Genomic DNA, 23,299 nt, shown 5'->3' with positions numbered 1-23,299 from the left:
AATGAGCCACGCTATTCATAAGATTGGCAGCAAAAGGCGCTGCCAATCTTATGAATAGCGCGGCGTTCGCCGCATCACGGCATAAGTAAAGACAGCGATTTGTGAGCAAGCTCCCAATCACGGTTCTTATTTTGCCTATGCGCGGCTATGCTTTCGTAAACTCTCAATTTACAAAACATTTAAAAATAGTATTGACTTTTTCCCGGCATATGGTAATATAAACATATGAACAGTGGCTCATATGAATGAATATTAAAACTATATGCAAATCATTAGCATCTAAAAAGCAGGAAATGCTAATGGAGAAAGAGGAGGATATTACCATGAAGAAAACTTACAAGATCGAAGTAGATTGTGCAGCATGTGCTCTGAAGATGGAGGATGCAGCGAAGAAGGTAGAAGGCGTTACCGATGCGACCGTCAGCTTCATGACCCAGAAGATGAAAGTGGAATTCGCTGACGGCAGCGATGAGAAGGCCGTTATGGAGAATGTGGTAAAAGCCTGCAAGAGAGTAGAGGACGATTGCGAAATTTATTTATAGGATGAATTCCGGAAGGAGAGCAGATACTCTCTTTACCGGGAGACTTGATAATTTCGTAGGAAAGCAAGGAGGATTCCTATGACAAAGAAACAGAAAAAAGTATTGATCCGCATTATTGTAGCGGCAATCTTATTAGTTATTTTACATTTTGTTCCGCTGGAAGGGCTGTGGCTGGGATTGCTGTACCTGATCCCTTACGCGGTGATCGGATATGATATTTTAAGAAAAGCCGTTCTGGGCATCATGCATGGTGAAGTGTTTGATGAGAATTTCCTGATGGCAGTAGCGACAGTAGGTGCTATGGGACTGGGAGAGTATTCCGAGGGCGTGGCAGTTATGCTGTTCTACCAGATCGGCGAATTGTTCCAGTCGGTCGCTGTAGGCAAAAGCCGCCAGAATATCAGTGCACTGATGGATATCCGTCCCGACTATGCTAATATCGAGGCCGAAGACGGCAGTCTGGAGCAGGTAGATCCTGATGATGTAGAGATCGGAACCATTATCGTGGTACGCCCCGGTGAGAAAGTTCCCATTGACGGTGTGGTTGTGGAAGGCACTTCCACTCTGAATACCAGTGCCCTGACCGGTGAAAGTGTTCCCAGAGAGATCACTGTGGACCAGGATGTGATCAGCGGCTGTGTGAACCTGACAGGACTATTAAAGATCCGCACTACCAAGGAATTCGGAGAATCTACGGTATCCAAGATCCTGGATCTGGTAGAGAACTCCAGCATGAAGAAGTCGAAATCTGAGAACTTTATTACGAAGTTCGCAAGATATTATACCCCGGCTGTCTGCTACAGTGCCCTGGCCCTGGCCATCCTGCCTCCTGTGATCAACCTGATCATGGGCAACCCGGCAGCCTGGAGCACCTGGATCATCCGTGCTCTGACCTTCCTGGTAATCAGCTGTCCCTGCGCGTTGGTCATCTCCATTCCGCTGAGCTTCTTCGGAGGAATCGGTGCGGCAAGTGCCTGTGGTATTCTGGTGAAGGGGTCCAACTATCTGGAGGCATTGTCTGAGACTAAGTATGTGGTATTTGACAAGACCGGTACCCTGACTAAAGGCGTATTCGATGTAACGGGCATCTATCCCGGTCAGGGTTTTACAGAGGAAGAACTGCTGGAGTATGCTGCTTACGCGGAGAGTTATTCCAATCATCCTATCAGCAAGAGCCTGAAGAATGCTTATGGAAAAGAACTGGATGCCTCTAACGTCAGTGACGTGGAGGAGATCAGCGGACATGGTGTAACTGCCAAAGTGAACGGCAGACAGGTGGCAGCCGGCAATGCAAAGCTGATGAAGAGCCTGAACCTGGCTTATACGGAAAATACCGGTGTAGGTACAGTGGTTCATGTGGCGGTAGACGGTAACTATGCAGGATACATCCTGATCTCCGATGTGATCAAGGATGGTGCGAAGGAAGCAATTGCCTCCCTGAAAAATTCCGGCGTGAAGAAATGCATCATGCTGACCGGTGACAGCAAAACAGTTGCAGAACATGTGGCCGGTGAGTTAAAATTAGATGAGGTACACAGTGAGCTGCTTCCCGCAGACAAGGTAAGCTGCGTGGAGAAGCTGTTGCAGGAGAAGGGTGCGAAGGAAAAACTGGCATTCGTGGGCGATGGTATTAACGATGCACCGGTATTGTCCCGTGCTGACATCGGTATCGCCATGGGAGCACTTGGTTCTGATGCAGCCATTGAAGCTGCAGACGTGGTCCTGATGGATGACAATCCTGCCAAGATTGCCCTGGCTATGCGGATTTCCCGCAAATGTCTGCGTATCGTCTACGAGAACATCGTATTTGCGCTGGCAGTCAAAGCCATCTGCCTGATCCTGGGTGCGCTGGGTATCGCCAATATGTGGGTTGCTATCTTCGCAGACGTAGGAGTGATGGTACTGGCTGTTCTCAATGCCATCAGATGCCTGCGCATTAAAAACAATTAACCGGATGCAGTAAAAATATGCCGGCGTCATGAGATAGCCGGTATTCCGGGAGAACAGGTGAACATGCAGACTTTTTTTTCAGAAATTACAGCACTGTGCAGGAACGAACAATTTCTGCACAGTGTGATGGAAAAATATCATTATGATCCGGAAGAATATCCCAATCTGAAGAGGCTGGCAGGTGAGATGATCCCCTGCCTGGAGACAGAAGCGGGATGGCAGGACAGAGAAATCAAAGAGACTTTTCCCGGGAGGGATCAGTCTTTTTTGGCTGTAGGCATTACCCTGGGAAAAGGGATCGATGCACTGCAGGAAAAGTATTTGCAGAACGGATTTCTGACAGAGAGTTATATGATCGAGGTGCTGTCCAGTGAATTATTATTAAAAAGCTACCGGGCTTATACAGAGTGGGTGGTTGTACATCGGAATCTGCATGTTGCCAGACTGCATTTTTTAGGGACCGGGATTTCTGAGACTTCAGAACAAAAAATAAGCAGTCGGCTGCGGCTGGCGAACCTTCCCATGCTTCTGCAGGAGCTTGCATTGCCGGTTACCTGTAATACAGCGTATTGTATGATCCCGAAAAAAAGTGTGGTATTTTATGCGGAGCTGACGAAGGATCCTTTTACCAAATGTGCCGGAATCTGTCTGGGGTGCGGCAGGAGAGACTGCCCGAACCGCATGGAGGAAAAAGAGAATTTTCCTTTGCGATTTGCGGATATGACGGACCGTCCGTTGTCTTATGGGTATGCCAGAATTTTTTCCAAAAGCACAGATGAAAATGGAAGATAACGTACAAAACAGAAGTCTCTATTGGCCGAAATATTAAAATTCTGATAAGATTTATCAGACGACTTGTAAGTAAGATAAGAATATGGTATGATGCAATCACTTTCAAAGAGGAGAGATATCGCGTGTGCGGTGTTTCTCCTATTTTTGTGTATAGGATGAGCCATGTATGGGCTTGTTCCTGTGTATAGGATGAGCCATGTATGGATTTGTGCCTGTGTATAGGATGGGATTTATACATGCGTATACGATGGGCGAGTGAAAGAGTTGGGAAAAGAGGTGGATCATGGAAGTTTTTTTAGAGGTAACGGTACAGCATAAAAAATATCATGCCGGATTTATGGACAAAATGCGGCAGCAACCGGAGGTTACATCCTGCTATCAGGTGGAAGGGGAATATGATTTCCTCGTGAAAGCGGATGTGACCTCGGAAAAGGAACTGGAAAAACTAGAGCGCAGCGTGCGTAAGATTAACGGCGTCTGCTGTGTGCAGCCGGTCTATGCACTGCAGGAGATCATATAGTCATACCCGGAGCAGGGCATTGAAGGTTTCCTCTAAATTCAGTCTGCCGTAGCCCCATTCCCGGTTGGGGTAGTTCAGACCCTGTGTACGCACGGCACCGCGTATGAAATAACTGCGGATCTCCCGGCTTTCCGCCAGCCGGTTATTGCCCTCAATGACTGACCATTGGAAAAACTGTGCTACGGCTCCGGCAGTGATAGCAGCAGCCATGCTGCTTCCCGTACGGCGTCCGTCAATGGTGGAGATGTTTACTCCGGGAGCGGATAAGTCCGGACGGATCTGACCGGTGCGTCCGAAGCCTCTGCCGGATTCTGCGTAAAAACTGTTATTTTCCGCGTTGTAAGTAGAAACGCTCAGAACCTCCGGCGCCATCGAGGGCTCCGTCAAAGTCATGTCGGGATCCGGATTGAGAAAATATACCGGAGTAGACAGAAATTCTGTGATAGGCAGCCACATGTGAAAATTACCGTTATATAAACTACCGGAAGCAGAGACATGAAAGGTCCAGATACCGGGGGTAGGATCCTGGATGCGTACAAGGATCAGTTCCTCGCCGGAATTTTCTTCCACAAGAGCAGAGTCGATAGTGACTCTGCTTTTTTCGTAGATAAAGGAATAGGTCACGCTTTGTTGCAACCCAAGGCGCAGTTCGGGAATATTTTCCCCGCCGGGAGTGCGGATGCTCAGATTAAAAGCATCCGGCAGAGCACCCCAAAGCTCCAGCCAGAATCCGATACAGCCTTCGCTGACCCGGAGCTCCACATCCCGGGAATCCTCCCCAGGTGTCTGAGCGCTTAGTCTTCCATGGTAATGGTGTGAGGCGTTCCCTTCATTTCCCCCGCAGACGATGGCGGCACGGCTTCTGCGGACAGCGAGGGAAGAAAGATACCGTGACAGGGAGGAATTGCCCGCATGATCTCCCTGGTTGGTTCCCAGACCCAGACAGATGACTACCGGACGCTCGAAGAGCCGCACGAAGGATTCCGCGTATTTGATGCCCAGCATAATATCATTTTCCTGATAGGCGGGAACACCCTCGGGCACCAGATAAAAGCTGCGCAGATATTGCTTACATTCCTTGAGCTTCACCACGACGATGTCGGCACCCGGTGCAGCACCGATATAAGGACTGCCTTGTCTGACGATACTGCCGGCTGCGACTCCGGCGAGGATACTGCCGTGTCCGTTTTCGTCCCTGGAGGGAACGATGGAATAAGGATCCTCGGAACGCAACGCCAGGTTAATATCCTCTCTGCGGTATTCAGAACCATATTTTAACCCATCAGGGGGCGCTCCGGTCTGAACCGTCTGATCCCAGATCGCCAGGACACGGCTGTTGCCGTTCTCGTCCAGAAACACAGGATTTTGGTAATCAATACCGGTATCGATAAAACACAGGATCACGCCCTGCCCCGTGAGACTTAGGGGTGGACGCTGCACCTGGGTGATCCCACTGGCAATCAGACTTGCCGGATCAAAGGGAGCGGCACCGGGTGGCGTCTCACCGGAGGGAGATAGCTGCATGAGCCCGTAAAGCTTCGGCATATTGTGATAGGGGAAAAAATCAATCTTTGGATTGCGGATTCCCAGATTGGCCAGATACAAAATCAAAAAATCTTCTCCGATGCGTTCATAACAATTATTGTCATCTCCCAGAAATTCCGATGCGGAAAAGTCTGTGATAATGTCATAGGTGTCCTCTGACAGGATCATTTCCTTGCAGTCCATGGCGTTGCTCCGAAGAATCCATTTTTATAATATATACAACGGGATGAATTTTGGTGTGTATGCGTGGGGAGATCCATGACATAAGGGAAAAGCTATAGTACATAAAATATTATGAATATTATAGAAGAGACGGGTAGAAATACCGGTAAGGGATCGTGAGATGTGGGAAAATCCTATTTTCAAAAAAGTATGGGAAGTCGGGAAAAAATCAGCGGTATTGATGAAGAAACATTATAAGAATGGTCTGATGTTGGGAGTGCTCTTGCTAGCAATGTTTTTCCTCGGAAGAAGCATCGGAGCCATTGCCTACGGTCTGCGTATGCAGCGGGAAATAAAGACACAGGCGACGGCGGGAACTGCGCTGGAGAACACCGAAGCGTTATTTTCAGCAGAAAACTGGGGATTGGGATTCGGGACGGAAGGAACACAGCCCACCGGCACGGCATCTGCGGAAAAACTAAAAGAGTACAATGCCTATTATGTGGGAGATGCGGAGGAGAAAAAAATCTATCTCACTTTTGACTGCGGCTATGAGAATGGTAATAGTTCCGCCATATTGGATGCATTGAAAAGGCACAATGCACCGGCGACCTTTTTTGTGGTAGGACATTTTCTGGAGTCGGCGCCGGAGATGGTGAAACGCATGGTGGAGGACGGACATACGGTGGGAAACCATACCTATCATCATTATGACATGTCGAAAATTTCTGATCCGGCGGTTTTCCGGAAAGAGATGGATGACGTGAGAACTCTTTTTCAGGAGACCACCGGCACGGAGATGGCAATGTACTACCGGCCGCCCCAGGGAAAATACAGTGAGACGAATCTGCAGATGGCAAAGGATCTGGGGTATGCCACTTTTTTCTGGAGCCTCGCGTATGTGGACTGGAACGTGGATGCCCAGCCCAGCCACGAGGAAGCTTTTTCCAAGCTGACAGGCAGGATCCACCCCGGAGCGGTGGTGCTGTTACATAACACCTCGAAGACCAATGGGGAGATTCTGGATGAACTGCTCACGAAATGGGAAGAAATGGGTTATACCTTCGGAAAATTGGAAGAACTGGTGCAGTAGGGTTTGACTTCCCCTGCCCCATACCCTATAATAGAGGACAGAAAAATATACTGGAGGACAACCATGGAAAAAGAACTGGTAGTTGTCATTGATTTTGGCGGACAGTACAATCAGCTGGTCGCCAGAAGAGTCAGAGAATGCAATGTATATTGCGAGATCTACTCTTACAAGACAGACTTGAATAAGATAAAAGCGATGAATCCCAAGGGAATCATCCTGACCGGCGGCCCCGCAAGCTGCTATGAACCCGGCGCAGCTACCTGCTCCGAGGATCTGTTTCACTTAGGAGTTCCCGTGCTGGGACTCTGTTACGGCGCACAGCTGATGACCCATGTGCTGGGTGGTAAGGTAGAACGTGCAGCCGTTCGGGAATATGGCAAGACTGAGGTGAAGGTAGACCGCAGTTCCAAGCTGTTTTCCGATGTATCCGAGAATACGATCTGCTGGATGAGCCATTTCGACTATATTTCGAAACTGGCACCCGGCTTCCGTGCCGTAGCTACCACTGCAAACTGCCCTGTGGCAGCAGCAGAGTGTGTAGAGCGCGGACTGTATGCGATCCAGTTCCACCCGGAAGTACTCCACACGGTGGAAGGCTCCAAGATGCTGTATAATTTCGTACGTAATATCTGCGGATGTTGCGGTGACTGGAAGATGGATTCTTTCGTGGAAGAGTCCATTAAGGCAATTCGAGAGAAGGTTGGGAATGGTAAAGTCCTCTGTGCATTGTCCGGCGGCGTGGATTCCTCCGTGGCAGCAGTACTGTTATCCAAGGCAGTCGGTGAGCAGCTGACCTGTGTCTTCGTAGATCACGGACTGCTTCGTAAGAATGAGGGCGATGAGGTAGAAGCAGTCTTCGGTCCCAACGGCAATTACGATCTGCACTTCATTCGTGTGAATGCGCAGGAGCGTTTCTACAGCAAGCTGGCAGGTGTATCCGAGCCGGAGCATAAGCGAAAGATCATCGGCGAAGAGTTCATCCGTGTATTCGAGGAAGAGGCGAAGAAGATTGGTGCCGTGGACTTCCTGGTACAGGGAACCATCTATCCCGATGTGGTAGAGAGCGGACTGGGCGGTGAATCCGCAGTGATCAAGTCCCATCACAACGTAGGCGGCCTGCCCGACTATGTAGATTTCAAGGAGATCATCGAGCCTCTGCGCAACCTGTTCAAGGATGAGGTCCGTAAGGTAGGACTGGAGCTTGGCATTCCGGAGCATCTGGTATTCCGTCAGCCGTTCCCCGGTCCCGGACTGGGTATCCGTATCATCGGCGAAGTGACCGCTGAGAAGGTCAAGATCGTACAGGATGCAGATGCCATCTACCGCGAGGAAATCGCTAACGCAGGTCTGGACCGCGAGATCAACCAGTACTTCGCAGCCCTGACCAATATGAGATCCGTAGGCGTTATGGGTGATGAGAGAACCTATGATTACGCCATCGCACTGAGAGCCGTGAAGACCATCGACTTCATGACCGCAGAGAGCGCACAGATCCCTTATGAAGTATTACAGAAGGTGACCAGCAGGATCATCAATGAGGTGAGCCATGTGAATCGGGTAATGTATGATATTACCAGTAAGCCGCCTGGAACGATTGAGTTTGAATAAATCGAGTTGCTTAAAAAAGCCAGTGTTTATGCGGGTTTCAGCGATTTCGATTAGTCTTTTGATAACAAATTGATAACAGTCATAGCAAGTGCCATTATTCTTGTTATCCAGTGGTTTATGGGTAACGGAACAATTAACAGGTGGCTTGCAGACTAAAGTTCGGAGCTTGGCTCTGAACAAATTCCATATTATAAACTAAGCCCTTAGCTGTGGTTAATAACCATAGTTAAGGGCTTTTTTGTCGTTGCCAAAGCATCTGTAGGGAGCTGCCAGTGGCAGGTCCTGTAGGTGCTTATTTATCTTTCAAGTGGTCTTTGAATGCTTCCACGAGAGCGTCACTTAATTCCTGTGATGGAACTTTTGCCCAACGCTGTGTGGTGTCGAACTCTGGATAATGGTAACGCCAGTTATCGTATTCTTCTCTGTTGATTTCTTCGGAAGATAGCTTGTCTGCCTGTTCTTTCCAAGCATACAGCATTTTGAGGAGTTCATATGCTTCTCTGCCTTTGTCCTTGTTGACCTTTAAGCATACCTCTCCGTCTGCTTCACTGACAGTAAGACCGTAAATATCTTCAAGGGTAAACAGAGTGTGCATAAGACCGATATAGCTGTCTATGTCAGGAACATCAAGAGCCTGTGGAGAAACATCAAGCACCTGTGCCAATGCATTTGTAAGGTCTGCTTTCGGTTTGCGTGTACCAGTTTCGTACTGTGCCAAACGCACATCAGCACTCTTTTCTGGAAAACCGATTGCTGTACCGAGATACTTTTGTGTCATACCACGCATTAGTCTGAAAAAATGTATTCTTTCGCTGATAGCCATAATGATACGCTCCTTTTATATTTAGTGAAATAAGTATAGCAGAAATGTTTAGTGGAAGTCAAGAAAAACCGAAACAAAAATGTTTAATATTTTCTTTGCAACCACTTGACAATAGCAAATATGTTTAGTAAAATAAATTACGAATTAAACAAATATGCTTAATGCGACAACTGAATGACCGTCCGAAAAGCCAAACCGCCAAGACCTCGTCGGAGCAAGTTCCGTATCGTTCGCTTGTGTGCAAGCACAAAAGCTCATTCGCTGCACTGCTCCTCCTCTTCCCCAAAAGTCTCCGACTTTTCGGGAACCCCTATACGAGCGAGCGCCTGATGTACTGCGGTGCATTGGGACAGCACAGCGCCTGCCGACAAGCAGGAGTGCCTGTTGGAACTTTAACACGGAGAAAGCGGCAAGCAAAAAATTATTTTAAGAAAGGAAGAAAAAGGATATGGAAAACAGATTTATCCGAGCCGAAGATGTGGCTAAGGAACTAAACGTATCAAAACCTTATGCATATAAACTCATCAGACAATTAAATGAGGAATTGAAAGCAAAGGGCTTTATTACGATTGCAGGGCGTGTAAATCGCCAGTATTTTTACGAAAGGCTCTACGGAGCAGGAAAGGGGGAAATGTAAATGCCGGTATTTAAGAATGAAGATAACGGTACTTGGTATGTGATGGCAAGGTATGTGAACTGGAAAGGGGAACGCAAGCAGAAATGCAAGCGTGGCTTTGCTACCAAACGAGAAGCACAGGAATGGGAAAGAATGTTCAAATTGCAGACTTCTTCAGACCTTGATATGAGTTTTGAAGCCTTTACGGAGCTTTATATCAATGATGTGAAGAACCGTTTGAAGGAAAACACGTGGCTTACCAAAGAGCATATCATACGCACAAAGATACTTCCGTATTTCGGGAAACTGAAAATCAGCGAGATTTCCACAAAGGAGATTATTACTTGGCAGAATGAAATGCTTGCCTATCGTGATGAGAAGAAAAAGCCTTATTCACAGACGTATCTGAAAACGCTGCACAATCAGTTGTCCGCCATTTTCAATCACGCTGTCCGCTACTATGAACTGCGTTCCAATCCTGCGGCAAAGGTGGGAAATATGGGACGTGAGGAACACAAGGAAATGCTGTTCTGGACAAAGGAAGAATACAAGAAATTCTCTTTTGAGATGATGGACAAGCCTGTTTCCTTTTATGCGTTTGAAATGCTTTACTGGTGCGGTATCCGAGAGGGCGAGCTGTTAGCTTTGACTCCGGCAGATTTCAACTTTGATAAGGAAACAGTCACAATCAATAAATCCTATCAGCGTTTGAAAGGGCAGGATGTGATTACTTCTCCGAAAACGAAAAAGAGCAACCGCACGATTAAAATGCCGAAGTTTCTGTGTGAGGAAATGAAAGAATATCTCGGTATGCTTTACGGATTGAAGAAGAAAGACCGTATCTTTACGGTGACGAAAAGCTATCTTCATCACGAGATGGACAGAGGGGCAAAGGCGGCAGGCGTGAAGCGTATCCGCATTCACGATCTCCGTCACAGCCACATTTCACTCTTGATTGATATGGGCTTTTCTGCGGTGGCGATTGCTGACCGAGTTGGTCACGAAAGTATTGATATTACTTATCAGTACGCACACCTCTTTCCGTCAAAGCAGATTGAGATGGCAGAAAAATTAGATGATTTAGGGAAAGGAGATTTTGAAAATGTCAGCTAAGAACAGAGATAACAAAAATCGTTGGAGGAATATCACAGTAGGGTTTCGAGTATCGCCCGAAGAAAACGAACTCATTAACAGAGCTGTAGCTCTATCAGGATTGCCAAAACAGGAGTATTGTTACCGCCGTTGCTTAAATCAGGATGTGGTGGTACAGGGCAATCCGAGAGTGTATAAGGCGTTGAAAACGGAATTTGCCACAGTCCTTGCGGAACTGAAAAGGATTGAAGCAGGAAAAGGTGTGGATGATGAACTGCTGAGTGTAATAGAACTGATTTCCATTATTCTCGGCGGTTTGAAAGGAGAGGATGCGAATGGAGAATAAAAAAGAAATGACTATTCCAAATGTATCTGCGGCAACAGATGCGGAACAGTCACTTTCCAAATGTACTGACAATAGTATAGTCAATCAGGATACGGATTTCAAGGGGTACGAGCAATCTTTTGAAGAAATGCAAAGGGAAATACTCAGACAGTTAGACCCTTCCTATCTGAAAACAGTATCAATGACAACGCTGTATGATACGGTGTTTGAGGTTCAGACACCACTTATCGACGGTCTGCTCCAAAGGGGAACTTACCTTTTCGTAGGTTCCCCGAAAGTGGGAAAGAGCTTTATGATGGCACAGCTTGCCTATCATATCAGCACAGGCACACCGCTTTGGGAGTATAAGGTGCGTAAGGCAACGGTGCTTTATTTTGCCCTTGAAGATGATTACCCACGTTTGCAGAAGCGATTGTTTCAGATGTTCGGTGCAAAGGAGACAGGCAATCTGTATTTCGCAACGGAATGTAAAACGGTCAATGGCGGACTGGAAGAACAGATAAGAGGGTTTATGAGGGAACACCCAGACACAGGCTTGATTATCATAGACACCTTAAAGCGTGTGCGTGAAGCAGGCGGAGCAGATTACAGCTACGCAAGTGATTATGATGTTGTGGCAAGGCTGAAAGCGTTGGCAGACAGTTACAAGGTTTCAATGCTTATTGTTCATCATACACGCAAACAAAAATCGGAAGATATATTCGATATGATTTCAGGCACGAATGGTCTGATGGGTGCGGCAGACGGTGCATTTGTTCTCAGTAAGGACAAGCGTACTTCCAACAATGCCACACTTGATGTTGCTGGCAGAGACCAGCAGGATATGAAAATCCATCTTGTAAGGGACAGCGAGCGATTGGTGTGGAACTTTGCAAAATCGGAAACGGAGATGTGGAAAGAACCGCCCGAACCTCTGCTTGAGAAGATAGCGGATACGCTCTTTTCGGAAAGTGACAGATGGGAAGGAACTGCTTCGGAACTTTGCGAAAGGCTTGCGGTGGATATAAAGCCGAATGTACTTTCTTTAAGGCTCAGTATCAACGCAAGCAGGCTGTTTCGTGATTACGGTATCCGTTATCAGAACAGCCGCACACACGACGGAAGAAAGGTTTCACTTTGGAAAGAAACCGAGCAGACGGCGTGACAAACGGTGTCAAAGGTGTCAATGTTTTTGAGAGCAGCACGCTGTGAAAAACATTGTCACCATCGTCACACTTTGACACCGGATAAAGTTTAGGGGAGTGTGCAGAGAGTGCCTTTTCAAAGGCGGCTCTTTGGTCTCGCCTGCTGGCTCGGTCGGTTCGCAGGCGTGTGTGCCACCGGCACACGCTCACCCCTCGGAGAGCCTTCGGAGAACGCAAAACCTGTTTACAGGTCGCATTTTTGATGGGTGTACCCGTCAAAAGTGCTTTTGCGTTACTTTTGACAAAAGTAACAAAACCTGAGAATGTTGAAATTTACAGATGGGAGATGAAAAAATGCAGAGAACGATAAGTGCAATGGTCGGTAAAGGCTCGGTCAATCACAATAGCCGAAAGTTCCGAGCAGAAAATGTAGACGGAACTCGTACTCATCTCAATATCGACTACTGCAATGAAAATATAAAGACAGTTTATCACGAATTGTTTGATGAAGCATTGGAAAGATACAATGCCAAGCAGATAAGGTCAGACCGAAAGATAAAAGATTATTATGAAAAAATCCGAAGTTCCAAGCAGGAAAAACCGTTCCACGAAATCATTTTACAGGTGGGCGGTAAGGGAAATATGAACGCCGATACGGAAAACGGAGAACTGGCAAAGCAGATTTTAGATGAATACTATCAGGGTTTTCAGGAGCGAAATCCACAGCTTCGGGTGTTCTCGGCTCATCTGCATATGGATGAAGCTACACCACATCTGCACATAGATTTTGTACCTTTTACCACAGGCAGCAAGCGTGGACTTGATACAAGAGTGTCACTAAAGCAGGCTCTTGCAACGCAAGGTTTTAAGGGCGGCAGTCGTGGCGATACGGAGTGGTCGCAATGGATACAGTCCGAAAAAGAACAGCTTGCGGCGGTGATGGAACGTTATGGGATTGAGTGGGAACATTTAGGCACACACGAAAAACATCTTTCTGTTTTGGATTATAAAAAGCAGGAAAGAGAAAAAGAAGTGGCGGCATTAGGTGCGAAAATCGAGCAGAAACAGATTGAATTTGATGTGTTGTCGGAACGAGTATTGAACTATGATAAGGCAAAAGACGAGCTGTCAAATCTTGAAATAGAGCTTGATACTGCACCGAAATATCAGTTGCCAGAACCAGAGAAATTTATGACTGCAAAGGCATATAAAACCAAAATGGCAGAGCCGGTTGTAAGGAAATTGAAGCAACTTGTCAAAACGGTGCTTGCCCGCTGCTTTGAGGGGTGGGACAACTATCATAGGCTGAATACAGCGAATGCACAGTTATACCGCACCAATCAGCGTTTGGAGAAAGTCAATGAAAGATTGACCGAAGAAAACAAAATCCTAAAAGCAGAAAATAAAGATTACAGCCTGCTCCGTAAGGTTTTTGGTCGCAAACAGATAGATGATTTGTTGGAGCAGGCAAGAACAGTTAAAGGTCGCAAGCGTGATAATACACGATCACGATAGACAAAAATCACAGGAGGAAAAGGAAAATGACAAAGACAATTTTTGAAGAAATGGGCGGAACTTATAGACAGGTGGGTGATTATTTATTGCCGAACATCACAGTACCAGCCGAAGAAGAAATAGAGCCGATTGGTTTATGGGGGAAACGACATGCAAGGCATTTAAAGGAACACTATAAAGTGTTATATATGAACCTGCTGACAAGCGGAAAGCTGCATAGTTATCTTGCAGAAGTCGATAAGCAAGCAGAGGATATGTTTCTTCGACTGGTAAAGGAATATGCCGACAGACAAGATGTGACGGAACAATTAAAGAAAGATAATCCCTACGAATGGATTGGAAGAATGAATAATATTCAGGCTTGTGTGAGGGAAGTTGTAGGAACGGAGTTGATTTACACATAAGCGTTTTACGGTATGGTGCTCCTGCGTTTGCTGGAGTGCTGTGGTTGTGGTTGTAAAGAGGTTGTGAAAGATTGAATTTCGTAATGGTTGGATGTATAATTAGGAAGTGAAAATTTTAATTTGCACTTCCATAAGGTGAAATGTATTGACACAAAAAATACAGTATGATAGTATTGCCATTAGAAGAAAGAAAGGCACATTTTGTGTAAGGTGAGGAAATGATTAATAGATAATTTGATTTAAGTAAGACACATATAGTTATTGAGCCTGTAGAGAATAGGTTTGTTTTGTGTACGCTTAAGTTGGATTATCGCAAGAGGCATTTCCTTTGTTTTCCTTTTGGAAAAGAAATAAGGGGCTATTTAGCGAGTCTATTTTTGCGTATGCAAAAAAGACTCGTTTTTGTGTGTTCAAAATAATAATTGGCTCAGACTTCGAAAAGGAGAAACTTTAATGTTGCAGATAAAAAAATTAAATTTAACACATAAAAAAGACCTGAGAATAATTCTTAATGATTTCAACCTTGTGCTAAATGATGGAGATAAGGCAGTTATTATTGGAGAAGAGGGAAATGGGAAATCGACATTAATGAAGTGGATATACAATCCGTCGCTTGTAGAAAACTATATAGAAGCAGATGGGGAAAGGATAATGGGACACGAACGTCTTGGTTATCTTCCGCAGGAGATGCTCGATGAAGATAAGGAAAAAACAATATACGAATATTTTTCTGAAGAGGAAATATTCTGGGAGAAAACGCCTAAAGAATTGTCTGTTATTGCGGGAAAATTTGGAATGAAAAATGATTTTTTCTACAGTAACCAGACAATGGGTAGTCTTTCAGGAGGCGAAAAAGTCAAGACACAACTTATGAGGCTTTTCATTCGCGATGTTTCTGTGCTGTTGTTGGACGAACCTTCCAATGACATCGACATTGCGACGCTTACATTACTGGAAAAAATCATAAATGACTGGAAGCACATTGTGCTTTTTATTTCACACGATGAAACGCTGATAGAGCGTACTGCCAACATGGTGATACATATCGAGCAGATTATACGAAAAACAAAGGCGAGATATACCGTGGCAAAGCTTCCCTATAGACGCTATGTGGAAGAACGGCTTCATAAATTTGAAATCCAAAAACAGCGGGCACTGAGTGACCGTAGGGAGAAAAAGATTCGCGATGAAAAATATCAAAGAGTTATGCAGAGTGTACAAGGTGCATTAAGAAGTTGTACCAGACAAGCACCGTCTGTTGCCAAAAACTTAAAGGACAAAATGCATACGGTTAAGGCAATGGAACGAAGATTTGAAAAAGAAGATGAAAATATGACTCAGATGCCGGAACAGGAAGAAGCAATCTTTGTCAAATTAGGGGATGAAAACTCACACATTCCCGCAGGAAAAACGGTCATAGAATATGAACTTTCAAAGCTTGTGACTCCGGATGGCAAAAGAATTTTAGCAGAAGGAATTCATTTAAAAATAAAAGGTTCAGAAAAAATCTGTATGATAGGAGCCAACGGGGCAGGAAAAACGACTCTTCTAAAAAAGATAGCGGAAGAACTCCTAAATCGGAATGACATTAAAGCAGAATATATGCCTCAAACTTATGAAGACCTGCTGGATTTGGATGTTACACCGGTTGATTACCTTGATAAAACAGGAGATAAAGAAGAGCGTACAAGAATTAGAACATACCTTGGTTCACTTAAATACACACCAGATGAAATGGAGCATCCGATTCGGGAGTTATCAGGCGGACAAAAGGCGAAAGTGCTTCTCTTGAGGATGAGCTTAAGTGGTGCAAATGTTCTTATTCTGGATGAACCGACAAGAAATTTTTCACCATTGTCCGGTCCGGTAATAAGAAAAATGCTCCGAGAATTTCCGGGGGCTGTCATTAGCATTTCTCACGATAGAAAGTATATTGAAGAGGTGTGCGATAAAATATATCAGCTAAATCCTAATGGATTACAGCTAATTGGTGATTGATAACAAAAAGGATGAAAGACTGACAAATTTCAGGCTTTTAGTGAGTTGGAAAGCATACAAAGATTTGAATTTGGAGGATAGATTATGGTACGTACAGAAGATGCATGTGAAATTATAAAATATGCTTTGCAAAACGAAATTAAAGTATATTTAGATGGCGGATGGGGTGTTGATGCACTTCTTAAAAGAGAATCAAGAATACACAATGATATTGATTTGTTTGTTGAACTGAAACATTATCATGATTATATTTATGTGATTAAGCAGCATGGATTTGAGGAAGTAAATACTGATTATACAACGGATGGTCATACTGTCTGGAAAGATGATAAACAAAGAATCATTGATTTACATTGTTTTGAATTTACAGATGACGGAATTGTTTATGAGGGAGATATATTTCCATCAAAAACTTTTTCCGGTATTGGAAAAGTTGGAGATATAACTGTTTCTTGTATTGAACCATTGAGTCAGGTAATGCTTCATTTGGGATATGAACACGATAAAAATGATGTGCATGATGTGATGCTGTTGTGTGAAACATTTCAAATAGCAATACCAGATGAATATAAGGAAAAGTAAAATTTCAGTTTTGTGTTGAATCTCTAAGCAAAATAGCTTATAATTTGACATGCTACATATAGTTATTATCCACAGTTATCGAGTAGGTGTTATCAATGCCGATAACAAAATGATAACATTAGCTCGTATAGGCAGGATAATATGGATATATCAAATAATCAAAAGAACGAGAAACATTACAGAGAATAATTCCTAAACAAAAAGCGTTAGTCTTTGTAGAATTTGAATAGTTGGAGCAGAGCTTCAAAGCCTTTATTTTCAAGGGTTTTGAGGCTCTTTCCTTTTAGAATTGCATTTTGATTGCATTTTTTTATTCAATGGCTCTGTGATAGATTGCTGTATGCTGATTGCTGGTGTAATCGGCAACACTGGTTGTTGCCGGAGTATAAGTGAGAACACCAGTTAATTTTTTGGCAACTTCCACGTTGGTGTTGGGATATAAATGTCCATAGGTTCCTAACGTAGTCTGTATCTTTTCATGCCCCAGACGTTCTTTAATCAATAAAGGATTTTCACCCATACTGATGAGCAGGGAAGCATGGGAATGTCTGAGTGCATGAATCTTGATACGGTGTACGCCTGCCAATCCAGCAAGTTTTTCTAATGCCCGTGGGAGGGTGTGCTTACTGGTGGGAATCCCATTGTAGCTTAGTACAAGGTCGCAGCCCTTTAAAACCTTTTGCTGTACTTCCTGCCATGCTTTCAATTCTTTGATGGTATCTGTGTCAATATAGATAGTGCGAATACTAGCTTGTGTCTTTGGCTCCACAAATTTGTATTCGTCCATTGTTTTATAGTACAGCGTTTTTGTTATACTTAAAAGTCCGGTTTCAAAGTTGATGTCCGACCATTGCAGGGCTGCGGCTTCTCCGATTCTCATTCCGGTCATAAACAGGAGCCAGTATGAAATGAAAAGGTAATGTTCGTAATAATCTCCCTTGTAGAGCAGGGAAATTACCTTTTGAAATTCATCCAGTGTCCAGAAATCCACTTTTGTTTTCTTGCTCTTGATGTTTCCTATCATTCGTGATGGATTTTTCTTTGCAAGACCGAGAACAACTGCTCTGTCAAAGGCAATAGAGAGCATACCCTGTACAATACGGATATAGTTTGGACTAAATTCTTTTGCGAGTTCAAGCTGCCAGTTCTGGACGTTAATGGGTTCTATCTCATCCACCGTCATTTTGTAAAAGTATGAAAAATGCTTCTGAATGGTAGAACGGCGGTTCAGATAGGTGCTTTCCTTTACTTGTGTTTTATACCAAGGAAGATAAGTTTCCTCAATAAACTGTTGAAAAGATAGCTGCTGTTTCTTTTCTGTTAATTCCTCTGTGGATGTCAGCATAAGTTTTGAATATGCTTCTCTGGCTTCTTTTTTTGTCTTGAATCCACTTTTGTATTTCTGAATCTGTTTTCCGGTAATCGGATGAAAACCTAAGTTTGCTCTAAAATAATAAGTTCCGTTTTCTGCTTTCTTAATAGGGTCTTTTGCCATGATTTCACTCCTTACATAAATGTGCAAGAAGTACAATCAGTTCGATTTATCAGTAAAAGTAATCCCTAGCAATTCTTCCACAGCTTCTCTGGGAACCCTGTCCAGTTTGCGTGACTGATAGTAGGTATGCCCTTTTGAAATCATAAGTTTTTTTGCTTCTCTTATGATGTCTGCTGCGAATGAAGTTCCATAACCCAGTTCTATTAAGTCTTTTTTTGTTACTGTAATCATGTTCCTCCTTTCCATAGACCAGATATGGAACCCTCAATATCTGTCTATATTATATCAGATTTTGTGGCAAAAGTAATATTAAGATTGTATTTCCTGCAAATAGTTATTTGATTTTGAATGAAAAATTCTAATTCAAAATGGTATCTAAGCAAGCCGAACAGCTTTCGCTAAAGCTCATGGGAATCTCACCCCTGCATGGTTCTCATCCAGCCGTACCCTTTGCCAGCGGTGCTACATCATCACACGGACTAAGGCTGTACGGAAGTATCATTATCACAATAGAAAGGTCATGGCGGCAGCTCTGCGGTAAGCTACTTATGGAACGCTGGCAGGAATCGCTATCCGGTATCATCCCTCCTTTGGTGGGTTACGGCGTGCCAGCCCAACGGCTCTCTTTCTATCGAAACGTATTCGGCTGCTTTATGCTGCGTTGATTAGACGCTTTCTTTTTCAAGGAACAATCCGGCTTTATCAGCCTGTTAAAATGCACTGGTGATAATGCACTTTAATAGACTGGCAAGCTCTGTCTGGGAAGCATGGGTTTGTCCACGCTTCCACAGGCGAGCGTTATTTCTAGTTTGGTTCCCTGATTTCAAAAGATAAAATCTTTGCAATCAGACGTGTTTCCATCCGGCGGCGTAGGGTTTCATCTACAACCATGTGGGTATTTCCATATTCGTCTTTCATGGGACGCATGGAACGGCTGGCAATAAAACCGCTGTAATGGCGTACAATCTGGTTGACTGCTTCAATATCGCCGTCCGTAGCTCTTACAATCACAGGAAACGGAATCATAGGGTGCTTTGCTGTCATGCTTCGTCCTCCATAAATTTTTTGATAAATTCCAGTCCGGCGTGTCTTCTTCTCTGGATGGTAGAACGGTTGACTTCCAGAATTTTTGAGATTTCCGTATCGTCAAATCCAAGAAAATAATATCGCAGGATAACGTCACGTTTCTTTCCGTCCAGACTTTCTAATGCTTCGGCTAACAGGCTGTTTTCAATGCGGACAGTAAATCCATCCATTTCAAAAGTATGGAAGTGGGATGGATAGGTGTCTTCGGAAGAAAACAGATTGACGGTGTAATCGTCCATATCACAGAACAGGGTTTCCCGTTTACACTGTCTGGACAACGCTTTGAGATAGTCTTTGCGTTCATCCTCCATAGCGACTTTACAGATATAATCAAACTGGTTCTCTATGGTTGTCTGAAATTCAGATGGCTTCATTATTGCTCACCCCCTTTCCAGCCTTGAAAGGGAGCGAGTTGATAGGAATTTCTGCTTCTTTCCCCCTTTTCGCTCTTAGTCCCGACAGGACAGGGGGCACAGTTGCATTTTTGAATAAAAAAATACACCCATTTTAAAATAAAAATGAGTGCATGAGAAATAACAGTAGAATAAATATGACTTGTCAGTTCATATTCAAAGTTGGACTTCCACAGTGGAGGAGCTATACTTTTTTTAATGAATGTAGCCTATGTACGTTATATAGCAGCAAAGAAATCCCCATAGCGGCAATCCTCCTAAATGCCGCTATTTATATTCTGCGTCATTGTTGGTTCAGTAATAGACAAAAAGAAGCGGCGGCTCTAAAAATCAAAGCCACCGCTTCAAAAGCACGTGAAAATCTGTCTGCGTTACGACGGCTTTTTTTCTTTTGCCGTCGTCCGGCAGATAACAAACAAATATTATGTTTTGATTTATTTTATCAATATCAACTTACTTTAAGATGAATTTTAGCTTACGGATTTGTAAGATAGAAAAAGAGGGGGCACTTTTGAAATTCCCCCTCTCAAAAGATTATTGTGCACTAATATTTTCGACGATAGACATTCGCTGTAACCGTTTTGCAGGTCCTTTAACTGCCAAAAGAGAAGTCAACAGTACAATAGCGATTATGAGTATAAGGGGAATAAACGGAACACTCCATGCTGTTCCCCAAATATTTGTTATAAGACTTACATAGATAACCCAGTGCATAGGAAGTCCAATGATACAACCCCAAATCACTCCGCTTATTGCGTAGGTTCCTGCTTCTGCGATTATCATTTTTATAAGTTGGCGATTGCTCATTCCAATCGCTCGCATACTTCCGTATTCTTTCATTTTTGCGGCAACTCCCAGATTGATTGTATTCATAATATGGAAAATGGTAATAGCAACGATAATAGATAGGAAGCCGTAAACAAGAACTGCAAAAGTATAATACAGATTTCTTTGCTGCTGCACTTGAGAAAGGCTGTCTGAAAATATTACGCCACCATTAGTAAATATGTTTTTAATTGCGTTTACATCTTCACTGGAAGCGTTGTTCTCAAATTGAATGTCGATAATAGTATAGCCAGTTTCTCCGGTCAGTGCGCTAAAGGTTGCTTCCGAACAGAAAAAGGTTTCCGTACCCTTTACACGGGCTAAGGGGCTATCAGACAAAATTCCTGCAACCGTAACAGTTTTTTTCGTATTATTGATAGATAAAGTTATCTTGTCGCCAACTTGTACATTAACATTTCCCGTCTGTACGAATAGCACTTGATTTTCTTGCTGCATAACTGTTTCTATGGAACCTGCTACCAAAGAGTCCGCCGCCCATTGAAATTGATTTTCCTCATAGGAAATAAGATTTGCATTGTAGCTTTTTCCACTATTTTCTGATGGAACATCATAAGCAAACATACGCCCGTATGCCCGCTTGACATCATCATTTTTCTTAATCTGTGCTAACATTTCGCTCTCAATCGAACAAGTATTAGTTTCACTTGCTATGGATAATTCCGGCGTATAAACCGGGGGCACAAAAGCATTTTGCATAAAATCAACAAGTGTACTGAACGTGAGAAACAATGTAATACAGATAGCAAATGCCCCTGTCATTAAAATGTAATTTCTTTTCTTTGCTTTTGCGTGATGAATACCCAATGCGGTTTCAATTTTAAATGTCTTTGTGTTAGCTGCTTTGTGAAATGTAGCTATTTGTCCAGCATTTCCTGATACAGCGGTAAGCGGAGAAACTTTTGCGGCTCTTCTTGCCGGAGAACGAGCAGCCAGTAAAACGGTCAGCAATCCTAACAAAATACTTGCAACTATACTTATCCAACTAATACCCCAAATCGGCATTGAAGAAAACCATTCTGGACTTATTACCCGCATGGCGGCAGACAAAATCCAAACAATCACAATGGAGAATATAATTCCAATGGGAATAGCCGTTTTACACCAATACAGCCCCTCTAAACGTACAAATCGCATTATTTGTCTTTTGGTTGCCCCCAGACACCGGAGCATACCAAAAAATTCTGTTCTCTCTGCGACATTGCTGTTTAGACTGCTTGAAATCATCAAAATGCAAGTCAGCATGACAATAAGGGAAAGAATAAAGGCTACTTGATAAATCTGATTTACACCTGATTTCCCCTCTATTTGCCCTTGTATGCTCAAAAGAGGTGTATTTCCGGTTATCTGTTCATCAGTCAGATGATTGGCTGCTTTTATATCATTGATTGCGTCCGGTATATTACATAAATGTGAAAACTGGGCGACATAACTTTCATTCGCGTTAGAAACAGCAAGCGTTCCTAAGCCCTCTGGTGTCATTACTACAATCGGCAAATTCTCAGCAATCAAGTGTGAAGTTTTTGTATCGTCTAAAAAGCCAACTATCTGATAATCTGCCATACTTCCGTTCGGATTATACAATTCAACTGTATCATTCAACAAAACAGAGGCAGTATCTTTAAGTGAAGAAGATATTGCAATCTCGTTTGGCGCGTCTGGATATTTTCCCTCTGCAATCCCGTTCAGAAATATATCGTCAAAAACCCCTTTATCTTGCGCGCTGATAGTAATAGGCTGTTCTTTAATAAAATATCCTGCTTCGGAAGAAACTGTATTATGCCACCCGGAAATTTTTACCTCTGGACGAGCTGAAATAAAGGAAGCTGTCTGCGAATCAATAGCATGAAACGCATAATGCCAGTTTCCGCTTTTCTCTATTTCGTGTTGCGTAACACCCTGTAAATACATATCGGCAAGACCAAACATGACAGCAACCAAAATAACCGCAAGAGTAATACAAATACGGGTCATTCTACTTTGCTTGCGGTGGATTTTGGTTGATATAGGGACAAGTTTAAGATAATGCTTCATTTGCTGTCCCCCCTAAGTCTGTAAGAATACCGTCGCTCACACGAAACACCCTGTCAACCGAAGATGTTAAATTATTATTGTGCGTTATCATCAAAATTGTTTGTTTAAAATGTCTTGACGCACTGATAAGCATATCAATAACGTCTTGACTATTTTTACTGTCGAGATTTCCCGTCGGTTCATCGGCTAAAATTAGTTTTGGCTGTGTTATCAAAGCTCTCCCAATCGCTACTCGTTGTTGCTGTCCTCCGGATAATTGTCTCGGTAAATGATAGCGGCGTTCTGCCAATCCAAGTAAATTGAGGATTTCGTTTACTTTTTTAGGGTCTGGCTTTTGATAATCTAACAGTAGAGGGAAAATAATATTTTGTTCTACATTCAGCTCAGACACAAGCTGGAAAGACTGAAAAATAAATCCTATGTTGCGTCGTCTGTAAATTGTCCGTTTTTCTTCTTTCATAGAAAACAGATTTTGCCCGTCAATAAAAATAGAACCCGAAGTCGGCGTATCTAAAGCACCGATGCAGTTAAGCAAAGTACTTTTTCCAGAACCAGATTCACCTACAACAGCAGCAAATTCCCCTTTTTCAAGTGAGAAAGACACATTTTTTAAAGCATTTACTTTTGCTTCGCCTTTCCCGTAAGTTTTACATAAATTTTCAACTTTTAAAATTTCCATAAATCATAGACCTCCTTTCTTAAAGGATAACAGGAAC

Annotated in this window: 23 protein-coding genes; 15 read left to right on the top strand and 8 right to left on the bottom strand. The window is 43.6% G+C overall.

What is annotated here, in order from left to right:
- Positions 1-323: 323 nt before the first annotated feature.
- The 4 genes from H9Q77_RS13605 (at position 324) to H9Q77_RS13590 (ending at position 3,804) form a co-directional block, all read left to right on the top strand.
- Complete coding sequence (locus tag H9Q77_RS13605) at positions 324-542, top strand: cation transporter (RefSeq protein WP_117467562.1); 219 nt, start codon at positions 324-326, stop codon at positions 540-542.
- Positions 543-620: 78 nt separating this feature from the next.
- Positions 621-2,492, top strand: a complete 1,872-nt coding sequence (locus H9Q77_RS13600) for a heavy metal translocating P-type ATPase (protein ID WP_249325879.1) — start codon at positions 621-623, stop codon at positions 2,490-2,492.
- Between the two features lie 63 nt (positions 2,493-2,555).
- Complete coding sequence (locus H9Q77_RS13595; RefSeq protein ID WP_249325878.1) at positions 2,556-3,284, top strand: hypothetical protein; 729 nt, start codon at positions 2,556-2,558, stop codon at positions 3,282-3,284.
- 283 nt (positions 3,285-3,567) lie between these two features.
- Positions 3,568-3,804 (top strand): Lrp/AsnC ligand binding domain-containing protein, encoded by a 237-nt coding sequence (locus H9Q77_RS13590; RefSeq protein ID WP_249325876.1) that lies wholly within the window; start codon positions 3,568-3,570, stop codon positions 3,802-3,804.
- Here the strand turns inward: H9Q77_RS13590 and H9Q77_RS13585 are convergent, their stop codons facing one another.
- Positions 3,805-5,532 (bottom strand): S8 family peptidase, encoded by a 1,728-nt coding sequence (locus H9Q77_RS13585; protein ID WP_249325875.1) that lies wholly within the window; start codon positions 5,530-5,532, stop codon positions 3,805-3,807. It abuts the gene before it with no gap.
- A gap of 220 nt (positions 5,533-5,752) precedes the next feature.
- On the opposite strand from H9Q77_RS13585, the gene H9Q77_RS13580 reads away from it, so the two are divergent.
- Positions 5,753-6,604 (top strand): polysaccharide deacetylase family protein, encoded by an 852-nt coding sequence (locus H9Q77_RS13580; protein ID WP_249325873.1) that lies wholly within the window; start codon positions 5,753-5,755, stop codon positions 6,602-6,604.
- Positions 6,605-6,667: 63 nt separating this feature from the next.
- Positions 6,668-8,212 carry a glutamine-hydrolyzing GMP synthase gene (guaA, locus tag H9Q77_RS13575; protein ID WP_117467572.1) on the top strand — a complete coding sequence of 515 codons (1,545 nt, stop codon included), beginning with the start codon at positions 6,668-6,670 and terminating at the stop codon, positions 8,210-8,212.
- 292 nt (positions 8,213-8,504) lie between these two features.
- Here guaA and H9Q77_RS13570 read toward each other — a convergent pair whose 3' ends face one another.
- Positions 8,505-9,035 carry a helix-turn-helix domain-containing protein gene (locus H9Q77_RS13570; RefSeq protein WP_009247529.1) on the bottom strand — a complete coding sequence of 177 codons (531 nt, stop codon included), beginning with the start codon at positions 9,033-9,035 and terminating at the stop codon, positions 8,505-8,507.
- Positions 9,036-9,483: 448 nt separating this feature from the next.
- On the opposite strand from H9Q77_RS13570, the gene H9Q77_RS13565 reads away from it, so the two are divergent.
- The 8 genes from H9Q77_RS13565 (at position 9,484) to H9Q77_RS13530 (ending at position 16,712) form a co-directional block, all read left to right on the top strand.
- Positions 9,484-9,672 carry a LysR family transcriptional regulator gene (locus H9Q77_RS13565; protein ID WP_249325872.1) on the top strand — a complete coding sequence of 63 codons (189 nt, stop codon included), beginning with the start codon at positions 9,484-9,486 and terminating at the stop codon, positions 9,670-9,672.
- Complete coding sequence (locus tag H9Q77_RS13560; protein WP_009247527.1) at positions 9,673-10,764, top strand: site-specific integrase; 1,092 nt, start codon at positions 9,673-9,675, stop codon at positions 10,762-10,764. It abuts the gene before it with no gap.
- A complete protein-coding gene (locus tag H9Q77_RS13555) occupies positions 10,754-11,089 on the top strand; it encodes a plasmid mobilization protein (protein ID WP_009247526.1) in 336 nt (111 codons plus the stop codon). Before H9Q77_RS13560 ends, H9Q77_RS13555 begins: the two co-directional genes overlap by 11 nt.
- Positions 11,079-12,233, top strand: a complete 1,155-nt coding sequence (locus H9Q77_RS13550) for an AAA family ATPase (RefSeq protein ID WP_009247525.1) — start codon at positions 11,079-11,081, stop codon at positions 12,231-12,233. The genes H9Q77_RS13555 and H9Q77_RS13550 overlap by 11 nt, the downstream gene beginning before the upstream one ends.
- 355 nt (positions 12,234-12,588) lie before the next feature.
- The gene (locus tag H9Q77_RS13545; RefSeq protein WP_019190307.1) at positions 12,589-13,728 is read left to right on the top strand and encodes a plasmid recombination protein; all 1,140 of its coding nucleotides are present in this window, start codon (positions 12,589-12,591) and stop codon (positions 13,726-13,728) included.
- 26 nt (positions 13,729-13,754) lie between these two features.
- Entirely contained in the window at positions 13,755-14,132 is a 378-nt protein-coding gene (locus H9Q77_RS13540) for a TnpV protein (RefSeq protein ID WP_009247523.1), read from the top strand.
- 453 nt (positions 14,133-14,585) lie between these two features.
- Complete coding sequence (locus H9Q77_RS13535; RefSeq protein ID WP_009247522.1) at positions 14,586-16,130, top strand: ATP-binding cassette domain-containing protein; 1,545 nt, start codon at positions 14,586-14,588, stop codon at positions 16,128-16,130.
- Positions 16,131-16,214: 84 nt separating this feature from the next.
- Entirely contained in the window at positions 16,215-16,712 is a 498-nt protein-coding gene (locus H9Q77_RS13530) for a nucleotidyltransferase domain-containing protein (RefSeq protein ID WP_009247521.1), read from the top strand.
- A gap of 310 nt (positions 16,713-17,022) precedes the next feature.
- Here H9Q77_RS13530 and H9Q77_RS13525 read toward each other — a convergent pair whose 3' ends face one another.
- The 4 genes from H9Q77_RS13525 to H9Q77_RS13510 all read right to left on the bottom strand — a co-directional run bounded on the left by H9Q77_RS13525 (position 17,023) and on the right by H9Q77_RS13510 (position 19,670).
- Positions 17,023-18,207 (bottom strand): site-specific integrase, encoded by a 1,185-nt coding sequence (locus H9Q77_RS13525; protein WP_118024894.1) that lies wholly within the window; start codon positions 18,205-18,207, stop codon positions 17,023-17,025.
- A gap of 36 nt (positions 18,208-18,243) precedes the next feature.
- Positions 18,244-18,438: a DUF3173 domain-containing protein gene (locus H9Q77_RS13520; RefSeq protein ID WP_011861908.1), complete on the bottom strand. Its 195-nt coding sequence runs from the start codon at positions 18,436-18,438 to the stop codon at positions 18,244-18,246.
- Between the two features lie 573 nt (positions 18,439-19,011).
- Positions 19,012-19,251, bottom strand: a complete 240-nt coding sequence (locus H9Q77_RS13515) for a helix-turn-helix domain-containing protein (RefSeq protein ID WP_009009556.1) — start codon at positions 19,249-19,251, stop codon at positions 19,012-19,014.
- A complete protein-coding gene (locus H9Q77_RS13510; RefSeq protein WP_009009557.1) occupies positions 19,248-19,670 on the bottom strand; it encodes an RNA polymerase sigma factor in 423 nt (140 codons plus the stop codon). Before H9Q77_RS13510 ends, H9Q77_RS13515 begins: the two co-directional genes overlap by 4 nt.
- A gap of 149 nt (positions 19,671-19,819) precedes the next feature.
- Here H9Q77_RS13510 and H9Q77_RS13505 point away from each other — a divergent pair, with 149 nt between their 5' ends.
- A complete protein-coding gene (locus tag H9Q77_RS13505; protein ID WP_147335461.1) occupies positions 19,820-20,173 on the top strand; it encodes a hypothetical protein in 354 nt (117 codons plus the stop codon).
- A 67-nt stretch (positions 20,174-20,240) separates the two neighbouring features.
- On the opposite strand, the gene H9Q77_RS13500 is transcribed toward H9Q77_RS13505, so the two are convergent.
- Both H9Q77_RS13500 and H9Q77_RS13495 read right to left on the bottom strand, forming a co-directional pair.
- Complete coding sequence (locus tag H9Q77_RS13500; RefSeq protein WP_118024892.1) at positions 20,241-22,583, bottom strand: ABC transporter permease; 2,343 nt, start codon at positions 22,581-22,583, stop codon at positions 20,241-20,243.
- Positions 22,567-23,262 carry an ABC transporter ATP-binding protein gene (locus tag H9Q77_RS13495; RefSeq protein ID WP_055227219.1) on the bottom strand — a complete coding sequence of 232 codons (696 nt, stop codon included), beginning with the start codon at positions 23,260-23,262 and terminating at the stop codon, positions 22,567-22,569. The genes H9Q77_RS13500 and H9Q77_RS13495 overlap by 17 nt, the downstream gene beginning before the upstream one ends.
- Positions 23,263-23,299: the final 37 nt, after the last annotated feature.

It is taken from the genome of Simiaoa sunii, assembly GCF_014337175.1.
In the GTDB taxonomy this organism is placed as follows: Bacteria; Bacillota; Clostridia; order Lachnospirales; family Lachnospiraceae; genus Acetatifactor; species Acetatifactor intestinalis.
This window is presented reverse-complemented; position numbering and strand designations above follow the sequence as displayed.